This window comes from Flavobacterium sp. 270, from assembly GCF_004368785.1.
Classification (GTDB): domain Bacteria; phylum Bacteroidota; class Bacteroidia; order Flavobacteriales; family Flavobacteriaceae; genus Flavobacterium.
Map to the genome: position 1 here is coordinate 595845 of NZ_SODM01000004.1, position 20814 is coordinate 616658.

Below are 20814 nucleotides of genomic sequence, written 5' to 3' on the forward strand. Positions count from 1 at the left end.
GCGATTAAACCTTTTGTTCCTCTGAACCTCAGTTCCTTTGGACCTTTGTTTAACTCGTTTTATTGCTGTCCACATTTATGTGGAAGCATTCTCTATGCCTATAAAAATTTAACTACAGCAGCTCCAATTGGCGCAGGCTAAAGGCTGTCTGTATATAACAGAAAATGTTTGAGTTTGGTTAACTTTAGTTTTTTGAGAGAAGCGGAATGGGAATCCTCCTTCCTATTCCGCATTCTTAAAAACTTCGTTTGCAAACATTTCTCTTCTATTCAATTAAACTATTAAATAAAGATGAATCAATTTTTATCCTCAATATTATTATTGATGTTTGCGACAAACAGTTTTTCACAAAATGCTGTTTCTCTGGTTCCAAAAACACCATCAAAAGCACCAGATTATTTCTGTACATGGAACATACAAGGTTATGTCTGCAATTTTAAATCTACTGCAGGAAATCGTCAGGAAATGACAGAAAATAATATGTTTGGTAATGGTGAATATCAAAACTGGGTTACTTTTTTTCCAAAAATACGTGAAGATCTCATTTTTGTAATGGATGATTCATGGGATATTCCGATAGCAGAAATCAGCAAAGACGGCCCCACTTTTGGTCTTACAGAATTAAATCAGGAACGTTTTCCTTCGTACACCGGAAATCCGGCAGAAAGGCTGACAAAATTGGTTGATGCTGTAAAAGCAAAAGGATGGAAAGGCCTTGGCGGATGGATCTGCGCACAGGAAGCTCCAGTTGTTGGAAATGTAAACTCAGAAGAATATTGGACAAAACGTTTAAAAGATGCCAATGAAGCAGGATTTGCGTATTGGAAAGTAGATTGGGGTAAACAATCCAGAAATTTAGAATGGAGAAAAACCATGACAAAATTGGGCAGAACTTACGCTCCAAATTTAGTTATAGAACACGCTTTTAACGGAACACCTTTAGAGTTTAGTGATACTTATAGAACTTATGATGTCGAAAATGTTATTGCACAACCAGTAACTATTCAAAGAATAAGCGAATTATTAAAATACAAACCTCAGGGTCAGGCAAAAGGAATTATTAACTGCGAAGACGAACCTTACATTGCTGCAGGTTTAGGCTGCGCAATTGGTATTATGAGATATCCGTTTGCAGATAATATTCCAAACGGCGCAACCGATTATGTTTTTCCTGCCGCGGGACGTAATATCAAACACAGATTAGACGAAGTAACAAGAGCCGTAAGATGGCACCGTATTGCCGAACCTTTTGGAGTTGGGTCGGACATTTACAGTGTTGATACAGCAATACTAAAAGATTACTGGGTTTTAGGAGAGAGAGAAACCTGGAATAAAGCCCATAAACCGGGGGATACATTAAGAGAAAATGCTCCTGCAAGAGTCAGCCGTGGGCTGCCGCTTGCAAAAGTTTTAAATCCAAGTCCGAATCAACCCTTTGTTTTATCATCTCTATACCCCAATGGAGCTGTTGCAATTGCGACGATCGGACGAGGAATAAACCGAGAATATATTACGCAGCGAATTAAAGTAGAACAAGAAATCCAAAACATTGATAATCCTATCGGAATCTTTGGCGATTATGATACGCTGACATTAATTCTTCCGAAAAAAATAAAAGCATCAGAATACGAAGTTTTAGGTCAGGATTTAGCTTCAGACAAAGCTTCGGTGATTACAAAAGGTATTCTATTCAAAGAAAATAAAATCATTATTTCTGGTGAAATCATTAGAAAAATTGGACTTGCTGAAGCATCAAAAAACGATATTTCAGATCCGGGATTAGTGTTGAAATTTAATAGAAAAAACAAATGAAGACTAAATCCATAAAATCATTATTCATTATAGCTATCCTGTTGTTTTCGGTAAATTTATTTTCAAAAAACAATTTCGTTCCTAATAATACCTTCAACGTTCGCGAATACGGCGCCATTGGAGACGGTAAAAATCTGGACAGTCCGGCAATCAATAAAGCGATCGAAGCTGCCGTAAAAGCCGGTGGCGGAACCGTATTTGTTCCTGCCGGAGTTTATCTAAGCGGTTCGATTCGCATGCAGAGCAATATCAATTTATTTATTGATGCGGGTGCAACCATTTTGGGAGCGCCGCAGAATTTAAATGCTTACGACGAAACCGAACCTTATTCGTTTGGACCTTACCAAGACGGGCCTCACAGTTATTTTCATAACAGCCTTATTTGGGGCGAAAATCTAACCAACGTTTTTATTACCGGAAACGGAATGATAAACGGCGGCGGATTGGAGCGCGATGATGAAGGTGTTTTAAATAAAATGAACGGTCACGACGATTGGCAAAATCCAAAACCGGCTTTAAATACACCCGTTCGTTTAGGAAACAAAGCCATTGCCTTAAAGAATTGCAGAAATGTTTTAATTCGAGATATTACCATTTTTCACGGAGGTCATTTCGCTATTTTAGTTACAGGCTGCGATAATATGACATTGGATAATATTACAATAGACACCAATCGCGACGGGATTGATATTGACTGCTGTCGTTTTGTAATGGTTTCAAACTGTCGCGTTAATTCTCCTGGAGATGACGGAATCTGCCTTAAAAGCACTTATGCTCTTGGCGAATTTAGAGTTACGGAAAATGTTACCATTACCAATTGTCAGGTTTCAGGATTTCAGGAAGGTACATTATTGGATGGTACAAGATTACCAAGACCGAAAGCATCTGGCCGTATTAAATTAGGGACAGAATCAAGCGGCGGTTTTAGAAACATTACAATCTCAAATTGTACACTTCGCAGCTGTAGAGGATTAGCTTTAGAACAAGTTGATGGCGGCATTCTGGAAAATGTTACCATTACTAATCTCGTAATGACCGATTTGTATCATTACGGAATTTACATTGCAACAGGCAAACGCAATCGCTCGCCAAAAATTACCACCCCAAGCACGATGAAAAATGTTTTAATATCAAACATTATTGCCGATGGTGTAGAAATGATGAGCGGTATTCAGATTCTGGGATTACCGGAAAAACCCATCGAAGGACTTCGACTTGAAAATATCAGATTAATAAGCAAAGGCGGCGGCACTCTTGAAGATGCCAAAATAGAACCGAGAGAACTGGGAGACGGCTATCCTGAACCTTATAAAATAGGCACTTTACCAACTTACGGAATTTTTGCGCGCCATGTAAAAAACTTGGAAATCGCCAACATTACCACTCAATTTTTAACCGAAGACAAACGTCCGGCTGCTATTTTTTCTGATATAGATGGACTTGATATTGATAATTTCAAACCACAATTTGCAAAAGAAACCAAAGCCGTAATTTTTAAAAGTGATGTCAAGAATGTAAGCGTTCGTAATTCACCTTCAATTAAGAAACAATAACCAAACTCAATTTAGAATAAAAAATAACCACCAGAATACCAATGAAAAAAATAGTAATCACATTCCTTTTATCAATCTTCACCATTGGGGCAATTGCAAAAACATCCGTTGCTGCAGACCGCTGGCTCGAAATAGATTTGTATTGGTTTGAACATAAAGACATGCAAAAATCTGCCGATATTTTCTGGCAGCGTTACGAACCATTAATGAAAGGAATTGACGGCTGGAAAGGCGTGATAATTAATGTTGGATGGATTACTGATTATTTATACGAATGGCAGGGCGACATTAATCAGGAAATAAAATTACCTAAAAACATGAGAACCTGGGGTTCTATTAAAGATGGAGGTCAACTGGCAGGAACAACTCCAGAACGCATGGATTTATGGAAAGAACGTTTTGAAAAAGCAGACAAACCGCAATCTATCGAATATGAAAAATGGACGTATGCTGACCTTAAAAAATTAGTATCCATTCTAAAGAAAACAGCTCAAAATAAATACAATTTAAAAGATATAAAAGTCGGAACCTTTATTACCGGAGGCGATAGTTCGTACGACGGAGATAAAGCACAATTTTCTATAAAACATCCTAATTCATACCGAAACGGAAAGCCAAATATGGTGGCTAAGTTAGAAGCCGAAAACCATAAATATGGTGCTTATCCAACAGGAATTCCGGCAGGAACGCCATTAACAGAATTCTTTGGAAAACAATGGGGAAGTTTGTCAAAAGCATTAAATCTTGATGTTATTATTTTGAGAGACGGCTTTTTAGGAACTGGACTTTATTCGAGAAGAAAAGGCCCTTATGGCGAAACCGCTCCAAAAGACCCAAAATTGGTAAAAGAATGGAGCGACGCCATTGGCGATTTGGTAAAACAAACCAAAATATCAAATCCAAAAGCTTTAGTTATTGGATATTCTAATGCGGCTAGTGCCGTTGGCGGCTGGCGTGCCAATTGTTTTGATCTGGAAACTATTGCAAAAGAAGGTTATCTTGACGGATGGATTGATCAATCCTGGGCGGGTTCCTGGAACGAAGTCGGACAGCGTCCGGTGATGAATTACGTGCCGGAAGTTCGTTTTTGGAGTTCACCATTATTGGGTTACAGCTATATGTTGAGTTATATGCTTTCGCATTCTGCAATGTTGGCCGACACTAAAGTACACCACTATTTTCTGACTGAAACTTTTGATGCCTGGGAAACCTGGGACATGATTCACAATGCTCGTGAAAGATCACGCTGGGGAATTTGGGCATATTCGCACGCGGCAGTAAAAATGCCAAGCGGTTTAAAAATGCCAAACGGAAGCTATATTTCGTGGTGCAACAGAGGAAAAAATCTCCTTTCGGAAGAAGATGTTGCGTTTATCGCCAATACTACAAATGAAGCTTTTACCGATGCTGCATCAACCAAAGAAGTTTTTGGACCAACAATGGTCTATTGCAGAAGTGCATTAGAATGGCAAAACAACAATAAACCAGACGAAAACATTAAAGAATGGATTGACGAACAAGCCGGAACTTTAATGAAATGGTCTGCTCCTATTATGTCTGTAACACGTTTAGAATATTTGCCAAAAGTAGAAAGTGAGTTGTTTATGTTTCAAACACCTTCGCACTTAACTTCATCAGAAAAAACAAATTTAATAACGGCATTACAATCCGGAAAACCGGCTATGGTTATCGGAAGTCCTGCGGGCGGATTAGATCCTGAAATTGCTTCTCTTTTAGGGGTTTCTTCTACTGATACTGCCATTAACGGAACGAAATACATCGGAAGTATTAATTACAAAACGGATGGAATTTATCAAGGATTACCCAATACATTTCCAATTTTTCAGCCTTTTACCCAAAATAAATTTACTAAAGAACTGGAATCGATTTACAGTGTAAGCTTCTCGCCTGCTCTTGGTTACAATCAAACGAATGGAAAGAATTTAATTTATTGGGATGCGCCGGAATTCTTCAATAATCTTCCTGCGGGAACAGATAATTACAAAGGTTCTTTAGATCAGATTATGGGAAGTCCAGTGCCTTATGTTTTGACTGCCAGATTAATGAATGAAACTTTAAAAAAATCGGGTTTTGCTTATGTTGACGAAATTAAATTAGAAAAACCAGTTCAATTATCAATGTGGCAGTTGAAAGATGGAAGCTTCAAAATTATGGCAGGAAATCTCGAAGAAGGTATCAATCATACCGCAGATCATAAGATAGAAACGGTATTAAATCTGCCTTCGCAATTTGTAAAAAACAAATCGGTAGAAATTTCTGAAGTATGGAACAGAACAAGCAGCATTATCGGAAATAAAAAGCTGAACATCAATCTGGAACAGGCCCAAACCAAACTTTATATAATACAAAAACCACAATAATGAAAAACTATCTAATTCTATTTTTTAGTTTGATTGCGTTGCATTGTACTGCAAAAAACATCAATATAGTTGAGTACGGCGCAATTGCAGACGGAAAAACATTAAATACAAAAATCGTTCAAAAAGCAATTGATGATTGTTCTGCTTCTGGCGGCGGAATTGTAACGGTTCCTACAGGTCAATTTCTTATTGGAACTATTTACTTAAAAAATGATGTAAACCTTCATTTAGAAAGTGGCGCGGTTTTGCTGGGAAGTACAAAAATGGAAGATTATAATCCGTCGAATTTGATTCGCGGCGTTGAAGTAAATAATATTTCTATTACCGGAAAGGGAACTATTGACGGTCAGGGTCACACTTTTTGGATTCCAGCAGACAGAAGCAAAATTCCGTACGATCGTGCACCAGAATGGATTCATCAAACCACAAGTCCGAGAAACATGTTAAAGTTAGAAGGCTGTAAAGGTGTTACCATTCAAAATGTTCACTTAAAAGGATCAGAAAGCTGGACTTTGCATTTATTGGGCTGCGATCAGGTTGTTGTGGATGGAATTAGTATTAGAAACCCACTTCAGGGACCAAATACAGACGGAATTGACATGCAAGCCTGTAGTAATGTACGAATTTCAAATTCTGATATTTATACGCGTGACGATGCTATTTGTTTTAAAAACAGAGATCCAAGATATACCAGTAAAGTCTGCGAAAACATCACCGTAACCAATTGTATTTTAACCTCAGCTTGTAATTCTTTTAAAATAGGAACAGAATCTTTGGGCGATTTCAAGAATATTGTTTTCAGCAATTCAGTTATAAAAACAGCAAGACCAGACGAAGAATTAGCAAAAGATGCTGCCGAATATATTGACATAAAAGCCCGCAGATACGGATTGGCAGCGTCAAGCGGCATTGCTTTAGAAAGCGTTGACGGAGCAAACATTCAAGGCGTAACCATTTCCAATATTGTAATAGATGGCGCTTGGTGTCCGATTTTTATCCGATTAGGAAATCGCGGCGCAGGAGAACAAAAAGTTTCTCCATCTGTTGCAGGAACTTTAAAAGACGTTATTATTTCAAACATTGTGGCTTATAATGCCAGTATTGCTTCTTCAATTACTTCAATTCCGGGTTCTTATGTAGAAAATGTCATTTTAAGCAATATCATTATCAAAACATTGGGTGGCGAAAATAAAGAAACAGCTTCAATTGTTTTGGACGAATTAGAAAAATCATATCCCGATCCTAAAATGTGGGGACGCGTTTTATCAAAATCAGACTACACTCACCCTATTCCAATTTCTGGATTATTTGTTAGACATGCCAAAAATATTCAGTTAGATAATGTTCAGATTTATGTAGATAAAGAAGACATGCGTCCGCTGGTAAAACTAGAAGATGTAGAAGGATTTTATGTGAATAATTTCAAAACAGATAAAAACAGCAAAGGCGAAAGTGTTCTTGATTTTAAAGACGTTAGAGAAGCCAATCTTCTTAATTTGAATATTCCGGCAACCATTCCGTGGTTTTCATTCAAAGGAAATAAAACAAATGATATTACGATTCAGACTTTCAAAAAAATCAAAAATGAAGATTTGATCCGAAAAGAAAAGGACGTTTCAAAAGAGGCTGTCAGACTGATAAATTTATAACAATCTGATTTCCGGTTCCTGTAAGGTTTCCAAAACCTTGTAGGTATTAAAGTCCGCAGAAATACACCAACAAGGTTTTGGAAACCTTGCAGGAAAACTAAGAATATGCATTTTAGAATACTGAATTATGTTTAAAAAATTGATCTTTTTACCTTTACTTCTTCTTTTGTTTTGTCCGGTTTTTGGGCAAAATTCCGGCATTAGTAAACAAGCTATTGAAAAAGCAATCCGATCAACCGATGTTGAGAGAAAAGTATTTTCAGACAGCGCCGTAATTAATTTATATCAGGGAAATGGGGTTTTCGGAACTTCATACGGCGCACTTGGACTGCAGATTGATCCCGCAAAAAATGCAAAGCTGACGAAATACGGAAAAACGGAATATTTGAACATGAATCATTTCGTAAGAGCCAAATTTGGTGCTGATTATGTTATTCCGCTCGCGAAATTTTACTGGGAAAAAGACCCGGAAAAAATAACCAAATACAGTCAGGTTCAGTCTTTTTATGACGGAACGCTTTCGACTCAATTTGAATATGAAAAAAACAAAGTTCTTGTAAAAACATGGTTTGATCCGGTTGATAAAAATCTGGCAGGATTAAAGATAAATGTGACTGGAAAAGCTTCGAATATTATTTTTAAACCTTCGGATATTTTAGATGTTCATTACGATCAAAAATTAACACAGATTGCCAAAATAACAAACGAAAATAACCAATGGAAAATTGAATTATCATGTCTGAATAAAAAGACAATTGTTTATCTAAAAACAAATGCTGCTGTAAAACTTCAGGATAATAATCTGGTTCTTTCTTTACATTCTGGCGAAAATAATATTCTCCTTTCTGTTGGAAAATCTGTTGCGATTTCTGCCGAAAAATCATTAAAACAAAACATCGAATGGTGGAATAATAAATGGCAAAATATGGGAATTGTAATTTTCCCCGAAATCCACGCACAACAAATGTGGGTACGCTCTATGGCGCAATTTTTATATTCTTTTAATGATGAAAAATTAGGATTGCCGCCACCAATGGGTTTTACAGGAAATCACTGGTCATTTGGCTATCCGCAAGACGATTCTTTTGTTCATACGATGTTACTTTCAACAGGAAATATCAAAATGGCAAAATCATGGATCGAGTATTTTGCAGAAAGAGTTTCGGGAATGAAAGCTTACACTAAACGTTTGATGAATGTGGACGGAATTATGGCGCCTTGGGTTTTTCCTTTAGGCGATTTTGAAGGTTACCACACCCCTTCTGTTCCCAATAAATTTTACTATGAAATTCACAATTCGGGATATTTTGCCCGCATGGCGTATGAAACAGCTGTTTTTGTAAATGATCAAAACTGGACTCAAAAAAATGCAAAACCCATTATCAGCGAGACGGCTAAATTCTACAAAAACATTGCAAAAAAAGAAAGCGATAATCTCTGGCATTTATCGATTCAGCCTTCTACAGGACAGGATGAAAAAGGCGGTGTAGATCAGGATGATTATTTGTGTGCGTTGTACAGCGCGCAATATTGTATGCAAAAAGCGATTGAATATAATTTGGATGAAGACGGAACTTACGCGAAAATTTTAAGTGAAGGTTTGGCTTTTCCGGCTTTAAAATCACAAAGAGGTATTTATTTCAGTAATAAAGGAAGAGGCGAATCTGATTTCGGAAAGCAGAAACATCCGGTACAATTGAATGCTTTGGCTTTTTTACCTGTGGATAATACGGTTTCTGATGCTTCAAAAACTGCTTACGATTTGCGATATGATATTACAATGGAAGCTAAAAAGCCTTATTTCTTCGGATGGACTTTAGGCGAATTTCTGCTTGCCGGATCAAGAATGGGAAATGTTTCTGAATGGCAAAAAGACTGGGACAATCTGACCAAAGCCGATTATGTCGACAAAGACTGGATTCAGGTTTACGAAACTAGCGGTGTTTACAAAGATGCTTATTACAACATTACCAACGGATTAATTACCCAATCGCTACTAAACAATGTAGTTTCTGACTGGTACGGAAAACTGGAAATCGCAAAATGCAATCCGTGGAAAGGAAAAGTATTCGTTAAGGATATTTATTCAAAATTAGGAATAACGGTTAACGGAGAAATTGAACAAACTTCGGCTTCATTGGTTTTGAAAGCCTGGAAAGACTGCGAATTTGATCTTCAAGGAGAAAAAATTTCGCTAAAGAAAAATCAAACTATTAAAAAAAATATTACCCTGAAATAAAATTTTAAAATGATGAAAACAAAAGCAACAATCAAAATCTTATGTTTAGCAATTTTGATTTTTACCAATACTGCCATTGCACAAAAAAACAAATTTGACAACCTAAAATTGGCTTCAGATTTGGAAGCTATGGCAAAAAAACTAGAAAAATCTCTGGCTTCAGATCATAGTAATTTACCCGTTTATAATGTAGTAAAAGATTATAATGCTATTAATAATGGAGTTGAATTAACGACGAAACAATTGCAAAACGCAATTGATAATTGCGCTAAAAATGGCCCTGCCCGATTATTTTTTCCTGCGGGAATGTATCTTACGGGAACTTTGATTTTAAAATCTGGAGTTCATATAGAATTGGATAAAGGCGCGAAAATCCTTGGAAGTACAGATGCTAAAGATTATTTGGTGATTCAGCCAGAATATAAAAACAACACTGATTTACAGGTTGATAAATCTCTTTTTTATGCAGAGAAAGTAGACGGAATTTCTATTACTGGAAAAGGAATTATAGATTTTCAGGGAACAAGCGCTGTTTATTTAGGAACAGGAAATAACGATAAAAGAAGACCATACGGGATTAGAATCGTGAGTTCTAAAAATATCTACGTAAGCGGCATTATGCTTTTGAATTCGCCACAATGGTTACAACATTATTTGGATTGCGAAAATCTTATGGTTGAAAATATCAATGTATTCAATCATGCGCATCAAAACAATGACGGAATTGATATTGACGGCTGCCGAAATGTCTATTTGCGTAATTCTAGAATCGACAGCGATGACGATGCGATCTGTCTAAAAAGCAACGGCCCTGCTGCCTGTGAAAATATCTTAATTGAAAATTGTACGGCTGCAAGTCACTGTAATTCTTTGAAACTGGGAACAGAAACTACGGGAGGTTTCAAAAATATCATTTACAGAAATTGCAAAGTTGTTCAATCAGTTACGGGACTTCACAAAGTAAACGGAACAGAAACTACCCGTTCTGCGATTACGCTTATTATTACCGACGGAGGAAAAATGGAAAACGTTTGGTTTGATAATATTGAAGCAACAGATTGTGTTACGCCAATATTTGTGACGCTTGGAAACCGCAGTCGTAAACATACGGAGTCGGCACCGGTTCCGGCAATTGGAAGTATTCAGAATATTATGTTTTCTAATATAAAAGCTTACGGAGCTGGCCCTATGGCGTCTTCTGTTACGGGTTTAGACAATGCTAATAAAGTGCATAATGTAATCTTTAAAAACATCAAAATTCAATTGACAGAACCAGGAAATGCTGAAGACAGAAATATTGATATGACAAAATTGCTGAAGGAGAAAAAACGCGGTTATCCGTCGCCTGATACTTTTGGGAATTTGTCTAGTTATGGTTTCAATTTTAAATATGTAAACGGTTTAAATATCGAGAATTTAAAATTTGATTTAAAATGTAAAGATCCTCGCGAAGCTATCATTTTTGAGGATTGTGAGAATGTGGTTAAGACTAAGCTTTAATTTTTTTGCCGCAAAGTCGCTAAGGCACAAAGTTTTAATTGAATGCCACAGATTAAAGGATTAAAAAGATTTTAAAAATAAATCCGCTTAATCTGCAAGATCTGCGAGAGAAGTATTGAAAATTTATTTAAACACATAGAGACATAGTTTTTTACTTAATAAAGAATAATAGAAAGAAACATGTTTCTCACACATAGCAATAGTAGTAGCTATGTTTTTTTGAATAAATGAAATGCCTTTTATACGACCCTAAAAACTATGTCTCTATGTGTTTAAATAAACTTAATAGATAAATAAATTTAAATAAAAACAACAATGACTTATCAACCTTCGTCAGACAGATATACAAAAATGGAATACAGACGCTGTGGAAATTCAGGAATTCAGCTTCCTGCATTTTCGCTGGGTTTATGGCATAATTTCGGAAACGTTAATGATTTTGAAAACAGCCGCAATCTAATTCAAACCGCTTTTGATAACGGCATTACTCATTTTGATTTAGCCAATAATTACGGTCCGCCTCCGGGTTCTGCCGAAGAGAATTTTGGAAAAATATTAAAACAAGATTTCGTCGATCACCGAGACGAAATGATTATTTCTACAAAAGCCGGATATACCATGTGGGACGGACCTTATGGCGATTGGGGTTCCAAAAAATATATGATTTCGAGTCTGGATCAAAGTCTAAAAAGAATGAAACTGGATTATGTGGATATTTTTTATCACCATCGTCCAGATCCGGAAACACCTGTAGAAGAAACAATGGAAGCTTTGGATCTTATGGTACGTCAGGGAAAAGCATTATATGTTGGGCTTTCAAATTATAATGCGGGACAAACTTTAAAAGCAGTAACGATTTTAAAACAATTAGGAACGCCTTGTTTAATTCATCAGCCCAAATATTCAATGTTTGTTCGCGATGCCGAAAATGGATTGCTAAAAGTGTTAGAAAAACAAGGAGTTGGCTGTATTCCTTTTTCTCCTTTGGCACAGGGCTTACTTACAGATAAATACCTCAACGGAATTCCTTCTGATTCAAGGGTTGCAACAAGCGGGCAATTTTTAAACCAAAGTCATATTACTCCGGAAAAACTGGAAAAAATTACGCTTCTTAATAATCTTGCTAAACAACGCGGACAAAAACTAGCGCACATGGCTTTGGCATGGTTACTACGCGATCCGCGTGTGACTTCTGTTTTAATTGGATCAAGCAAACCGGCGCAAATAACAGATTCTATTGAAGCCTTAAAGAATACCTCTTTTACAGAAGAAGAATTAACAGTGATCAATAATATTCTTCACTGGTAAAAACACATTAAAAAAATTTGATAAAAACCGTGTGCGCACACGAAAAAAAACTTAAAATAAGTCCTACAGCGTATGAGAAAAAGTGATAGAATTCCTTTATTTATAGTAGTTTTTGCAGTGATTGTAAGTTTCATCGGAATTATAAAATCTGATTATTCAATTCACAATTATAATTATGAATTAACATTACCACAAGGATTTAGAGCCGAACAATTAATTGATAGTTTGGGAAAAGTACGCCATATAACGGTTACACAAGACGGAAAAATATATGCCCGACTGGCTAAACCAATTGACGGTCACGGAACTTTATTACTGGAACAGAAAAATGGAAAAGCGACCGTTGTGCTTGCTTTTGGAAATTACGGAGGCACGGGAGTTCGGCTTTACAAAGGTTACCTCTATACCTCTTCCAACTCGGAGATATTTCGTTATAAACTCGATAAAAATGAAAAAGTAATCGATACAAATGCACGCGAAACTATTGTTACCGGGCTTTTGGATAATGGAACGCACGAAACCAAATCTATTATGATGGATAATGCAGGCAATATGTATATTCCTATTGGCTGTCCGTTAAACTCCTGTCAGCAGGAAGACCGCAAAAAAGGTTCAATGGGAATACCTGATTGTCCTTTATTAAAAATAAGTGGCGGTGTTTGGAAATTTAAACCCAATGTAAAAAATCAAACTATTGAAGATGGTGAACGTTTTGCTACAGGACTTAGAAATGTTGTAGCCGTAGATTGGAATACAGAGACGAATCAGCTTTATGTAATGCAGCACGGACGCGATCAGCTGGATTATTTATTCCCTGATTTATATACCATCAAACAAAATGCAGAAATTCCTGCGGAGTGTATGTATGCTTTGAAAAAAGGAGATAATGCCGGCTGGCCTTTTATTTACTACGACTACATCAAAAAGAAGAAAATTGTAATGCCAGAATACGGAGGCGACGGCAAAATGGAAGGAAGTTCTAAATATCTTAATCCAGTTGCTGCTTATCCCGCTCACATGGCGCCAAATGATATTTTATTTTATACCGGAAATCAGTTTCCAAAAAGATATAAAAATGGTGCTTTTATAGCTTTTCACGGCTCATGGAATCGCAGACCAGAACCTCAGGCGGGATATTTTGTCGTTTTTCAATCTTTTAAAAACGGAAAACCTTTTGGTGACTGGGAAGTTTTTGCGGATGGATTTTCGGGATCTCCAGAAAATACAGAATCTGGTCATGCAGAACGTCGTCCGTGTGGTCTTGCCCAGGGTCCAGACGGCTCGCTTTATATTTCTGATGATAAAAAAGGTGCTATCTATAAAATTAGTTATAACGAGAATATGGTTGGCGAAGAAATTCCACAGCCAAAAAAAATTATAGCGGTTAAAACTGTCGTAAAAGAGACCAACATTGTTTCGGATAAAATTAAAAAATCATACACCAACGGTGCAACGATTTATGCTAATAATTGTGCTGTATGCCATATGGATGATGGTGCTGGTGTATCAAACCTCAACGCGCCACTTAAAAAAAGCAGTCATGTAATTGGGGAAAAATCCAGATTAATTAAGACGCTTCTGGATGGTTTAAAAGGCGGCAAATTAGATGGAGAAACCTACAGTAATGTTATGCCGTCACACAGTTTTTTGACTGATAAAGAAATTGCAGATGTTTTGACTTATGTACGTAACAGTTTTGGTAATAAAGCCAGTGCAGTAGATCAGTCCGAAATTGGATTAATTAGAAAAAAGTAAAAAATAGAATTTTTAATAATATAAAAAACCGTGTGCGCACATGCGCAGTGTTACTATCTATTAACCACATTTTTAACAAACTAATTTATTATGAAAACAACTTTAAAATTGCATCGATTCTCGATGAAGAAGATTTTTTTTATGACATGTATTGCGTTTTTATCTAACGCTTCAGTCCTTTGGAGTGCCACCCGAAATGTAGTTACGGGCTATGGAGCGGATAATACAGGAGCCACGTACGCTACTGTCAAAATCCAAAATGCGATTAATGCCTGCCAGCCGGGCGATATTCTATTTATTCCCGACGGAACTTATTTAATGGACAGCGGTCTGGTACTAAAATCAAATGATTTAACTGTTATCATTTCTCCGGGCGCACTTATTAAAGCAAATACTAATTATGTATGGCGCGAAAACGGAAGTGATTTATTCTTTGGTGAAAACCTTAAAAACATTGAAATAACCGGAGGCGGTATCATCGACGGCGGTGGTTTGGTTTACGAACGCAGTACAAGACCTTATGATAAACCGGGTCGCGGTATTGAGCTAATTGGCTGTACAAATGTGAATGTTCATCACTTAACCGTTAGAAATATTCCAAATTTTGCTGTCAATATTGAGAGATGTAATCTTGTAGTAGTAGATAATATGTTGATTCGCGGAAGGCCTTTTGATAATTTCCATGGATCTGCTGATGGTTTGGATATTCAGAGTTGTTATGACGTAACTATTACCAATTGTGATATTGAAGTTGGTGATGATGGATTATGTCTGAAAGTTAAACCAGAAGCTCCTTTACATAAAGTAAGAATCAAGAACTGTATTATTGCTTCTTCGTGTAACGCTCTTAAATTGGGTACCGATACAAAAAATGAAGCTTATGATATCATTGCTGAAAATATTATCATAAACAAACATTCTGCACCAGCTGCTTCAGGACAAGATCCAATTTCTACAGGCGACTGTATATCTGCAATTACGATACAAAGTAATGATAATACCAATGTTCATGATATTACAGTAAGAAATGTAACGATTAACAGTTGTTACAATCCTATTTATCTTGAATTACAAAACAGAGGAAATAACAATCCATTTAATGGTAAACTGAGTAACATTTTAATTGAAAATGTGAATTGTAAAAAATCAACTATTCAGCCTGTTGTATTTAATTATGATTGCGATTATCCAACAAAAATCGAAGATGTAACGCTTAATAATATCACAGTTTATAATTACAGTTCAAACGCCGGAGTTAATCAAACTTGTATGAGCGGAAACTATCCTGAAGTTAAAAACAACGGAATAGCAGCTGCATACGGTATTTGGGCTCGTGGTATTGATGGTTTGGATATTAACAGCTGTGATTTTATCAATACAGGAAACAGCAGCCGTCCGAGAACTTACTTCGAAAACACAACAGCCGATGTTCATGAAACTAACGGATGTACCAGAATTCCGATCGATCCTTTCTCTAAAGTAAATAACGGAGCTTATAGAAATGTTCCTATTACTGTTGCTGCAACTGGTGCAGCTGTAACTTTTGGACCACAGCCTACTAACGGAACTTGGAGCTGGACTGGACCAAACGGATACAGTTCAAATTCTCGTGAAATTACTATTTCTAACATCCAGGATTCAAAATACGGAATCTATACTGCAACTTACACGAATACTTGTGGAGCAGTGAGCACGATGGATTTTGAAATTACAAACAAAAATATTTATGAAGCTGAAAATGCTTTAATCAACGAGGGAACTATAAACAATGGAGCAACTGGACGTTACGTTGACCTTAATGCCGGAGGATTTCTTAAATGGGGAAATGTTAATATGACTTCGGCAGGAACTTATAGTCTTGCTTTTAATGTAGCCGTTTATTCTGCAGGAACCAGAAAAATGGGCGTTTATGTAAATGGTACAAAAGCAGGTGTGGTAACTTCTTCTTCTCTTTCTTTTGCAGAAGTTGCAGTAAATGCATCTCTTAATCAGGGAAATAATGTTGTTGAATTACGCGATTCTGAAGGAACAACAGAACTGAATGTTGATTATGTAACTATAAAAACGACGTCTGGTAATATAGCTGCAAAAGGCGCTTTAAGCACTGCATCAATTGAAGCTGATTCTTTAACAGAAGAGGGCTATTATATCTATCCAAATCCGAGCAACGGAATTTTAAATATTGATTTTAATGGAGAAAAATATACTTATATACAAATTTATAACAGTACGGGAGATGTAGTTTATTCTAAAAATATTGATGCTGAAAATGCATTAAAAATTGATTTAAGTTCAATTTTAAAAACTGGAATATACATAGTTTCTTTAAAATCAGACACAAAAGTTTCAACCAAAAAGCTAATGGTTAAATAAGCATTAGTGTGGATTCTTGCAAGGTTTTCGAAACCTTGCAGGTTTTCATTCTCCAATGTTTAAATACTCACAAGGTTTAGAAAACCTTGCAGGAAACTCCGAAAATAACATAATAAAACAACCAAGTAAACATTTAGAAATGAATTCAGTATTAAATTTAGAAGGGAAAATTGCACTTATAACCGGAGGTGCCGGAGTTTTGGGAAGCAATATGGCCGAAGTATTAGGCAAAGAAGGTGTTATTACAGGAATTGTTGGTCTGACTCTTGATGAAGCGCAGACAGCAGTTGACAGATTAACAACAAAAGGAATTAAGGCTTTTGCTGTAAAAGGCAATGTTTTAAACCAAGAAGAATTAGAAGAAATCCGCAATTTTATTGTTGAAAAATACGGTCGTCTTGATATCTTGATTAATGCAGCCGGAGGTAATATGCCGGGAGCAACTATTGGCCCAGATCAGGCTTTTTATGATTTAAAACTAGGTGATCTGCAAAAAGTTATGGACTTGAATGTTATCGGAACCATGTTACCATCAAAAGTATTTTCTGAACTTTTTGCTAAACAAAAAAGCGGGATTATTATCAACATTTCTTCAGCATCAGCAGAGCGTCCGTTAACCAGAGTTGTTGGTTATTCTGCTTCAAAAGCTGCAATAGATAATTTCACAAAATGGATGTCTGTAGAATTGGCTACAAAATATGGAGAAGGAATTCGTGTAAACGCTATTGCTCCGGGATTCTTTATCGGAGAACAAAACCGAGCATTATTACTAACTCCAGAAGGAGAACTTACACCAAGAGGAAATAAAATTATCGAGCAAACTCCAATGAAACGTTTTGGTGTACCAGAAGATTTAGACGGTGTTCTATTATTTCTGTGCAGCGACATGTCAAAATTCGTAACTGGAACAGTTATTAAAGTAGACGGCGGTTTTGGAGCGACAAGTATTTAATTCTAAATAAAAAAATAAATCAAAATGAAACAAACATTAAGATGGTTCGGGCCTAACGATCCCGTTTCTTTATCAGATATAGCACAAACTGGCGCAACAGGTATTGTGACAGCTTTACATCATATTCCAAATGGACAAGTTTGGGAAATTGATGAAATCATGAAACGCAAAAAAGAAATTGAAGCTGCTGGTCTTACTTTTTCGGTTGTAGAAAGTATTCCCGTACATGAAGACATTAAAAAACAAACAGGAAATTATCTTCAATACATCGAAAATTACAAGCAAAGCATAAAAAATTTAGCACAATGCGGTATTCACTGTGTTTGCTACAATTTCATGCCCGTTTTAGACTGGTCACGTACCGATTTGTCTTATGAAATGCCAGACGGATCAAAAGCATTGCGTTTTGATATTATCGAGTTTGCTGCATTTGAATTGTTTATTTTAAAACGCCCAAACGCCGAACAATCGTATTCAGAATCTCAAATTAAAGAGGCCAAAGCTTATTTTGATAATGCATCACCAGAAGCCAAAATCAAATTACAGCACAATATTCTGGCTGGACTTCCCGGTGCAGAAGAAGCCTATTCTGTAGAAGATTTCTTGATTACATTATCTGCTTATGATGGTATTGACAGCAATAAACTGAAAGAAAATTTATTCTTTTTCCTGAAAGAAATCATTCCTGTTGCAGAAACCAATCACGTATTAATGGCTATTCATCCTGATGATCCGCCTTATCCAATTTTAGGACTGCCGAGAGTGGTAAGTACGGAGCAGGATCTTATAGAATTGATGAGAGCTTATGATTCTAAATCTAACGGATTTACAATGTGTACAGGTTCATACGGCGTAAGATCAGACAATGATTTGGCTGGAATTATCAGACGTCACGGTGATAAGATGAATTTTATTCATTTAAGAAGTACGCAACGTGATGCGCAGGGTAATTTTTATGAAGCAAACCACCTTGAAGGCGATGTTGATATGTACGAAGTCGTAAAGGAAATTCTTGTAGTTGAAAAAAGAAATGGTACTAAACTGCCAATGCGCCCAGATCACGGACACCAGATGCTGGATGATCTAAATAAAAAAACCAATCCTGGATATTCTGCAATTGGTCGTTTAAGAGGTTTAGCTGAATTACGCGGTTTAGAAATGGGAATTAAAAGAAGTTTATAATGCTGCATAAAAACGATGTCATCGGAAAATACCGATGGACAATCTGCGGTTTGCTTTTTTTTGCAACCACAGTCAACTATTTAGACAGACAGGTGCTAAGTTTATTAGCACCGAGTCTTTCAAAAGAATTTCATTGGAGTAATAGTGATTATGCTAACATTACAGCAATTTTTCAGTTTATTTACGCTATTTCGATGTTGTTTGCAGGAAGACTGATAGATAAAGTCGGAACCAAAATTGGTTATATTTTAGCTATTGCGATATGGTCAATTGGCGCTATAATGCATGCTTATGCAATTCCTATTGGCACAACGTATAATACTGTAATGGCTTGGGCAGGAATTGCAGCTGTTCCCGTTTCTATTGCCGGATTTATGATTTCCAGATCCTTTTTAGCTTTTGGAGAGGCAGGAAATTTTCCGGCTGCGATAAAGGCAATTGCCGATTATTTTCCAAAAAAAGAACGTGCATTAGCAACCGGTATTTTTAATTCAGGTTCAAATGTCGGCGCTATTTTGGCACCATTAACCGTGCCTTGGATTGCCGTAAATTGGGGCTGGGGAACTGCCTTTATTATTATTGGTGCAATTGGTTTTATCTGGATGTTTTTCTGGTATTTTTTATATGAAAAACCAGAAAAACAAAAAAGATTATCACGCACCGAATTAAACTATATATTGGACGGTGAAATTATTTTGAAGCCAGTTGAAACTTCAGTTTCAGAAGAAAAAATTTCATGGATAAAGCTCTTAAAATACAAACAAACCTGGGCATTTGTTATTGGAAAATTTCTTACCGATGGTATTTGGTGGTTCTTTTTGTTCTGGCTTCCAAAATACCTGGAAGTACAGTTCGGACTTACTAATACAGATATCGCTTTTCCATTGTCAGTTTTATATAGTATGACAATGGTTGGTAGTATTTACGGAGGATATTTCCCGATGTATTTTATCAAAAGAGGTTATAACGCTTATGAAGGCAGAATGAAAGCGATGTTAATTATTGCCTTATTTCCTCTGGCAGTGCTCCTCGCCCAGCCTTTAGGGCACATCAGTTATTGGATTCCCGTATTGCTTATAGGAGTCGGCGCGTCGGCGCACCAAGCTTGGTCTGCCAATATATTTACAACGGTATCAGATATGTTTCCCAAAAAAGCAATCGGATCTGTTATCGGAATTGGTGGAATGGCTGGAGGAATCGGCGGTGTTTTGGTTTCAAAACTTGGTGGCAGACTTTTTGATTATTACGAAGCTTTAGGACATGTTCAAACTGGTTATACCATTATGTTTGTACTTTGCGCCCTGGCCTATTTGCTGGCATGGTTCATAATGAAGTTATTGGTTCCTAAATATTCTTGTATTTCAGATTTATAAATTAAAATTAAGAATTGTTAATGCTAAAGATTGAACAAAAAATCCATTCTATCTAAAATTATATATTTACAAAAAATTATGGCGTCCATAAACTAAAAAAGTTTTATGGCAAAATCGTGGCACTTTCACTTTTAAAATTTACACCACAGTATAAACTGGCATTCAGGTATTTAGATTCAAATCCTGCTCTTCTCCATAAAAAAGTCCTAATCTTTTGATTAACGCTTTTTTATGGAGAAATTTTAAAACCAACCTGCAAATTCTAAAATTTGCAAGTTTATATTTATAGTGCTTTTCATTTTTTTAACTGCTCAAAAGTTTTGTGGCCAACTCCCCGTTATCGACCAAAATCAACAATAGTATTGCTGTTTATTATTTTTTGTTATTCTATTTTTAAATAAACTTTTTTTCTTTGCATTTTGTGACAATCATATTATCAGTAAGAAATCTAAAATCTCATATTATTAACTTTAGAACACTACCCAGAAATACCTGAATTAGAATTATACAAAATATTCCTATAATATTATCTTTATCAATAGTATATCGGGAAGAAATATAAAAAGCCAGATTGGGTTTTTCGTTAAGTTCCTGATACGTTAATTCCGTCTCTTCAAATACTACAGCAGTATTATTTGGTATCTTTCTAACCTGCTCTTCAAATAAATCTATTATCGCTTGGGTAATCTGTATCGTTGAATGCTATTAAAAGTTAGTGTTTCTCTTGTTCAGTTAAA

12 protein-coding genes are annotated in these 20814 nt (G+C 36.2%); all 12 read left to right on the forward strand.

Annotated elements, in window-relative coordinates:
* Positions 1-291: 291 nt before the first annotated feature.
* The 12 genes from EV144_RS17050 (at position 292) to EV144_RS17105 (ending at position 20077) form a co-directional block, all read left to right on the forward strand.
* A complete protein-coding gene (locus tag EV144_RS17050) occupies positions 292-1812 on the forward strand; it encodes a hypothetical protein (protein WP_134150367.1) in 1521 nt (506 codons plus the stop codon).
* The gene (locus tag EV144_RS17055; RefSeq protein ID WP_134150368.1) at positions 1809-3365 is read left to right on the forward strand and encodes a glycoside hydrolase family 28 protein; all 1557 of its coding nucleotides are present in this window, start codon (positions 1809-1811) and stop codon (positions 3363-3365) included. The genes EV144_RS17050 and EV144_RS17055 overlap by 4 nt, the downstream gene beginning before the upstream one ends.
* A gap of 41 nt (positions 3366-3406) precedes the next feature.
* The gene (locus tag EV144_RS17060) at positions 3407-5746 is read left to right on the forward strand and encodes a hypothetical protein (RefSeq protein ID WP_134150369.1); all 2340 of its coding nucleotides are present in this window, start codon (positions 3407-3409) and stop codon (positions 5744-5746) included.
* Positions 5746-7395 carry a glycoside hydrolase family 28 protein gene (locus tag EV144_RS17065; RefSeq protein ID WP_134150370.1) on the forward strand — a complete coding sequence of 550 codons (1650 nt, stop codon included), beginning with the start codon at positions 5746-5748 and terminating at the stop codon, positions 7393-7395. Before EV144_RS17060 ends, EV144_RS17065 begins: the two co-directional genes overlap by 1 nt.
* Positions 7396-7522: 127 nt before the next feature.
* Positions 7523-9634 (forward strand): hypothetical protein, encoded by a 2112-nt coding sequence (locus EV144_RS17070; RefSeq protein WP_134150371.1) that lies wholly within the window; start codon positions 7523-7525, stop codon positions 9632-9634.
* Between the two features lie 9 nt (positions 9635-9643).
* Positions 9644-11134 carry a glycoside hydrolase family 28 protein gene (locus EV144_RS17075; protein WP_134150372.1) on the forward strand — a complete coding sequence of 497 codons (1491 nt, stop codon included), beginning with the start codon at positions 9644-9646 and terminating at the stop codon, positions 11132-11134.
* Between the two features lie 315 nt (positions 11135-11449).
* Entirely contained in the window at positions 11450-12442 is a 993-nt protein-coding gene (gene mgrA, locus EV144_RS17080; protein ID WP_134150373.1) for an L-glyceraldehyde 3-phosphate reductase, read from the forward strand.
* A 72-nt stretch (positions 12443-12514) separates the two neighbouring features.
* Positions 12515-14197: a PQQ-dependent sugar dehydrogenase gene (locus EV144_RS17085; RefSeq protein WP_134150374.1), complete on the forward strand. Its 1683-nt coding sequence runs from the start codon at positions 12515-12517 to the stop codon at positions 14195-14197.
* A gap of 90 nt (positions 14198-14287) precedes the next feature.
* Positions 14288-16570 (forward strand): glycosyl hydrolase family 28 protein, encoded by a 2283-nt coding sequence (locus EV144_RS17090; protein ID WP_134150375.1) that lies wholly within the window; start codon positions 14288-14290, stop codon positions 16568-16570.
* Positions 16571-16709: 139 nt separating this feature from the next.
* Positions 16710-17522, forward strand: coding sequence for an SDR family oxidoreductase (locus EV144_RS17095; protein WP_134150376.1), 813 nt, complete (start codon positions 16710-16712; stop codon positions 17520-17522).
* 24 nt (positions 17523-17546) lie between these two features.
* The gene (uxuA, locus tag EV144_RS17100; RefSeq protein WP_134150377.1) at positions 17547-18704 is read left to right on the forward strand and encodes a mannonate dehydratase; all 1158 of its coding nucleotides are present in this window, start codon (positions 17547-17549) and stop codon (positions 18702-18704) included.
* On the forward strand, positions 18704-20077 hold the full coding sequence (locus EV144_RS17105) for an MFS transporter (RefSeq protein ID WP_134150378.1): 1374 nt from the start codon (positions 18704-18706) through the stop codon (positions 20075-20077). Before uxuA ends, EV144_RS17105 begins: the two co-directional genes overlap by 1 nt.
* The last annotated feature ends 737 nt before the right edge of the window (positions 20078-20814 follow it).